This is a genomic window from bacterium (assembly GCA_037131655.1).
GTDB lineage: Bacteria > Armatimonadota > Fimbriimonadia > Fimbriimonadales > JBAXQP01 > JBAXQP01.
Window position 1 is genome coordinate 1 of sequence record JBAXQP010000204.1, and the last position, 4,905, is coordinate 4,905.

Annotated in this window: 5 protein-coding genes; all 5 read left to right on the plus strand. The window is 48.2% G+C overall.

Translation table 11 applies throughout. The features are described from left to right. Positions 1-634 (plus strand): TSUP family transporter (locus WCO51_09600; protein ID MEI6513513.1); only part of this gene is annotated, 634 nt, incomplete at its 5' end. A gap of 46 nt (positions 635-680) precedes the next feature. Further along, positions 681-2,870, plus strand: a complete 2,190-nt coding sequence (locus WCO51_09605; GenBank protein MEI6513514.1) for a DUF5703 domain-containing protein — start codon at positions 681-683, stop codon at positions 2,868-2,870. A gap of 19 nt (positions 2,871-2,889) precedes the next feature. Further along, complete coding sequence (locus WCO51_09610) at positions 2,890-3,333, plus strand: hypothetical protein (protein MEI6513515.1); 444 nt, start codon at positions 2,890-2,892, stop codon at positions 3,331-3,333. A 218-nt stretch (positions 3,334-3,551) separates the two neighbouring features. Then, positions 3,552-4,007, plus strand: coding sequence for a hypothetical protein (locus tag WCO51_09615; GenBank protein MEI6513516.1), 456 nt, complete (start codon positions 3,552-3,554; stop codon positions 4,005-4,007). A gap of 45 nt (positions 4,008-4,052) precedes the next feature. Next, positions 4,053-4,790, plus strand: coding sequence for a hypothetical protein (locus WCO51_09620; protein MEI6513517.1), 738 nt, complete (start codon positions 4,053-4,055; stop codon positions 4,788-4,790). Positions 4,791-4,905 lie beyond the last annotated feature (115 nt).

Sequence of the window (4,905 nt, forward strand, 5' to 3'; positions counted from 1 at the left end):
GCCCCCGGCGATGGCTGTGGCTACCAATAAACTGGTCGCCTCTTGTGGCGCGACCTCGGCAGCGGCTACCTTTGTACACTCTAAGCGTTACACTCCGGAAGTTGTACTAAAGGCCATCCCCTTTACGATAGTAGGCGCCTTAATCGGCGCGTTCTCCCTTACCACAGTTCCAAAAGATTTACTTAAACCTATTATTGCGATTGTTATCACGGGATTGGCTATTTACTTCTGGCTTCGCCCTCAAATGGGACTGACCAGTACCTATACCACCCTCACAAAACGCCTGAGCGGGTTAGTGTTTGCAGGAGCTTTTATAATCGGCTTTTATGACGGCTTTCTGGGGCCTGGCACCGGTACTTTCTTGATGTTTCTGATGGTTCGAGGCCTAGGTTTTGATTTCGTCCATGCTGCCGGAAACACAAAAGTCCTCAACTGGGCAAGCAACATAACCGCCCTTGTGTTGTTTCTTATCACTGGAAAGATATTCTTCGCCGCGGGTCTCCCCATGGCTGCAGCTAATCTGTTGGGCGGATATCTTGGCGCGCATACGGCTATTCGAAAGGGAAGTACTTGGATCCGCTGGATCTATTTAATTATGGCCCTAGCCCTTGTAGTGCGGCTTCTATGGAGATAAACCCCTGGCTAAGGTATGATAGCGAAAGAACATGAGGGAGAGTTAAATGCTTGAGAAATATAATGTAGTTTGGGATACGCCAAGTGAGAATTGCTATGGCTCGATGCCGTTGGGGAACGGGGATATCGGCCTCAATTTATGGGTTCAACAGGATGGCGGGCTTTATTTCTATATCAGCAAGACTGATGCGTGGAGCGAGACCGCTCGGTTGCTGAAGTTGGGGCGAGTGCGAGTTGGGATCACTCCCTCCCCTTTCAAGAAGGGGATGCATTTCAAGCAGACACTTAATCTAAAGACCGCCGAGATTTTGATTGAGGTAAACCAGATCAAGATGCGCGTCTGGGTGGATGCCAATAATCCCGTTATCCATGTCGTAATGGAGGGCGCTGAGGACTTCGAAGTTCGAATGGATGTCGAGTTGTGGCGCACCAGCAGACGGTATATCACCGATACAATTGAACTTGAATCCGCCTATCATTTATCCGGCCCTAACCCCAATCCGATTGTAATCGAACCGGATACAGTAGTTCCAGACCAAAAAGACCGCGTGGTCTGGTATCACCGCAACCCCTCTTCGATATGGAAAGATAATCTCGAACTACAGGATTTAGAGGAATTCATCCCCAAGCTCAAAGACCCCCTAATTAACCGCACCTTCGGCGCAATCGTCCAGGGCGAAGGCTTAGTCACTGCGGGTGAGTTATCGCTGGCATCAAAGAAAGCCGACAAGAAGTTTTCGATCGATTTTCACGTCCTCACGACTCAAACCGATACGCCTGATGAATGGATTGGCAAGGTCGAGAAGGGCATGGCGAAGATAAATGCCATCCCCAAGAAGACCCGATATGATGACCACTGCCAATGGTGGGAAGCGTTCTGGAACCGAAGTTGGATTTATGTGACCGAGAGTTGGGATTCGTTCGGCGTCACCCAGGGCTATACTCTGCAGCGATTTATCAACGCATGCGGTGGGCGTGGGGAGCAGCCGATTAAGTTCAACGGCTCGATTTTTACTGTTGACGGTTGGCCTTCGCGGCCTATGACGGACGGCAGCATTCCCGATGCCGATTACCGATGCTGGGGCGGCGCTTTTTATTGGTTCCAGAATACGCGTCTTATTTATTGGAGCCTCCTCGCAAGCGGCGATTTCGACCTCATGCAGCCTTTCTTCAAGATGTTCTATGACGCTTTGCCCATCGGCAAACACCGCGCGCGGAATATGTATAACACTGACGGAGCGGTTTTCGGCGAGGTCATCAGCTTCTGGGGAACTTTCACCAACAATTGGTATAACTTCAAATCCAAGGATGAGCGGGAGAAGTTGAAGGATAGGTTCGGTTTAACTCTCTACCAACAAGGCGCCATCGAACTCTCCGCGATGATGCTTGATTACTTCGAAATCACTCAAGATGAGAAGTTCGCCGCCGAGATGATGCTCCCATTGGTTAGCGAGGTCATGATCTTCTTCGACCAGCATTGGGGACGCGACGAGAACGGCAAAATCAGGTTCGACCCATCGGTTGGGCTGGAAACCTGGGCTAAAACCGTCAACCCCATGCCCGAAGTCGCCGGTCTGAAATGGGTGCTGACAAAGCTGCTCGAACTACCCATTGAGCTAACCACCGAAGCTCAACGAACCGGTTGGAGCAAAACGCTTAACGATCTGCCCGAAATCCCAACCCGCGAACTGCTCGGTATGAAGATGCTCAGCCCTGCCCAGGAGTTCGCCAATTATGCCAACAGCGAGAATGTGGAGCTATACGCGATCTTCCCCTACCGCCTGTTCGGGGTCGACAAACCTGACTTGGAGATGGCAACCTTAACTTTCGCTCATCGTTTCCGACAAGTAACCGGCGGCTGGCAACAAGATGCCATCCAAGCAGCCTATTTAGGGAACGCCACTAGCGCCAGTCAGGATGTCGAGCGAAACTTCCTCACTAAAGACCCCCACAGCCGTTTCCCTGCGTTCTGGGGACCGAATTTCGACTACGTCCCCGACCAAGACCATGGCACAGTCGCCTCAACCGCCCTCCAGCGAATGCTGATGCACACGGAAGGCAAAAAAATAATCCTCTTCCCCGCATGGCCCCACTTCTGGAGCGTCCACTTCAAACTCCACGCCCCCTATAACACCACGGTAGAAGGCATCTACGAAAACCGCGAGTTAAAAGAGCTAAAAGTATCCCCAGAAGACCGAGCCAAAGATGTGGTAATAATAGAGCCGAGGCATATGTGACCGAGGAGGTATTTCCAAGATGAGGGTTCGATGCATATCCAATGATGTCATGAAGTTACCAAAAGCCTATATTCGGCCATTAGGAGTTTATTCAGGTGGCCCAAATGAAATTAACCTTACAATAGGTGCAATATACACCGTCTATGCCCTTGCTTTTTGTAACGGAGGGGTGTATTTCTATGTATGTGATGATTTTCTAGCTAATGAACCAGGAAACTTTCCGTCTAATCATGGCGCTCCTTTATTTGAAGTGATCGACAGGACTCTCTCAAAATACTGGTGTTACGATTATGATAATAATCCGTATGTGGAAGGGATATCTGGGGACACGGCATTTATTAAACCTTCGGATTGGGTAAACGATGAGACGCTCTATGGGAGGCTGGTAGATGGTGATCCCAGTGCTGAGGCAGCTTGGCTGAAGCTCAAGAACTTGATAGATGAGGAAGTTGGAGAAATCTAGGTAAAGACCTATGCAAGTAAAATCAGCTTGTACTTTACAGTCTGTAATGCTTTGGCAACAATGCTGTCGAAGCCGTAGAGCATTAGCGACGCAGATTCTTTCTCCAAACGTCCCAAAGGGACGTCATTCCGAGCGTAGTCGAGGAATCTTCCGGAAGACCCTTCGACTACGCTCAGGGTGATATGAGTTGCACATGTGTTAGGGGAGGTATTTCCTAGATGAGGGTTCGATGCATATCAACGGATGTCATGAAGCTGTCGAAAGAGTATCTGCAGCCTATCGGTATCTATCCTGATGACCCTGATGCATCTTCTCAGCTTGGCCTCACAGTAGGCAAGATATACACTGTGTATGCAATCTTTATCAATAAAGGAGGGGTGTACTACATTATTTGTGATGACGATAACACTGGATATGACCTAAATAACTACCCAAAAAATGAAGCTGCACCTCTGTTTGAGGTAATTGATGGAACGCTCTCAAAGTACTGGTGTTATGAATATTATACTTGGCATTATAAAGGTGAAGAGCCTGGAGCAAGGGCAGTATTTGTGCCTATGGCTTGGGCAAATGACGATACTCTTTATTCCAGAATAGTTGATTGTGAGCCGAAAGCTCAGGAAGCTTGGTGGCAGCTTAAAAGATTGATGGATGATGAAGCTGAGGGATGCTAGCTTATCACAATGATAAGTAAAATCAGCACCAGGGAGGTATTTCAGATGTTTTCAGATACATATACAAACATAATAAAAGGATTAGCTATAATAGGCATACTTGTTGCCGTAGGTTTGTGGCTAAGCCTATCTTTCTGTTACGGGAATGAAAAGAGTGAAACTGTCAAACTTGGGTTTGAACTGCAGACTACCCATACCGTCCTAGTTGCCGATAACCAAATAGCGGTTATCAGAGCTGATGGGAATCGCCAAGAGGCTATTGTTGAACTTGAAGTAAGTAAATATAAATACAATGTGACACAGGCAGGGGATTCATCACCTCGTCATGTCTACTGTATTACGCTAAAATCAGAGGACCGGGTATCACCATATTCATGGTCTGTTTGGGTTGATCATCCGGTGGGTAAAGTCCAAATGCTACATGGTAAAGACCTCACACCATATGTTACATGGGTCCGTTTCGGTAGCCTCTTCGTGGCTGAAGCATCGCATTCTAATGATAAACTGGCTCGACTCAAAGAATGGAAGAAGGCGGCTTATAGTCAGGATATCGTGCGTGTGCCCGTCAATGGGATAGTTCGGGAGTCACGCTCCTGGGGTGAAAGCGCGGGCTACGTCGACATAAGGGTGATAGCAGTAGATCGTGACACAAAAAGGAACCTTAACATCAAGGTGACAGGACCGAAGCAGGATGTTGTCTTTACCTTTATACAGGATAAGACAGCAGAGTTAGGCTGGCGAGTGGAAAAATCAACAGAGGAAAGCAAGAGTTCAAAACCTTAGTAGAATGAGTACATGTGAATACAGTTTCCGATGCTTCGGTAGCAGAGCGAAGCGGCGCTGTTGGAGCTTTTCCGGAAGACCCTTCGACTATGCTCAGGATGACGTGAGTTTTGAT

What these genes read in the sequence shown, in the direction of transcription:
- WCO51_09605 (MEI6513514.1), top strand. Translation starts at nt 681, where the DNA reads ATGCTTGAGAAATATAATGTAGTTTGGGATACGCCAAGTGAGAATTGC.
- WCO51_09615 (MEI6513516.1), top strand. Translation starts at nt 3,552, where the DNA reads ATGAGGGTTCGATGCATATCAACGGATGTCATGAAGCTGTCGAAAGAG.
- WCO51_09620 (MEI6513517.1), top strand. Translation starts at nt 4,053, where the DNA reads ATGTTTTCAGATACATATACAAACATAATAAAAGGATTAGCTATAATA.
- WCO51_09610 (MEI6513515.1), top strand. Translation starts at nt 2,890, where the DNA reads ATGAGGGTTCGATGCATATCCAATGATGTCATGAAGTTACCAAAAGCC.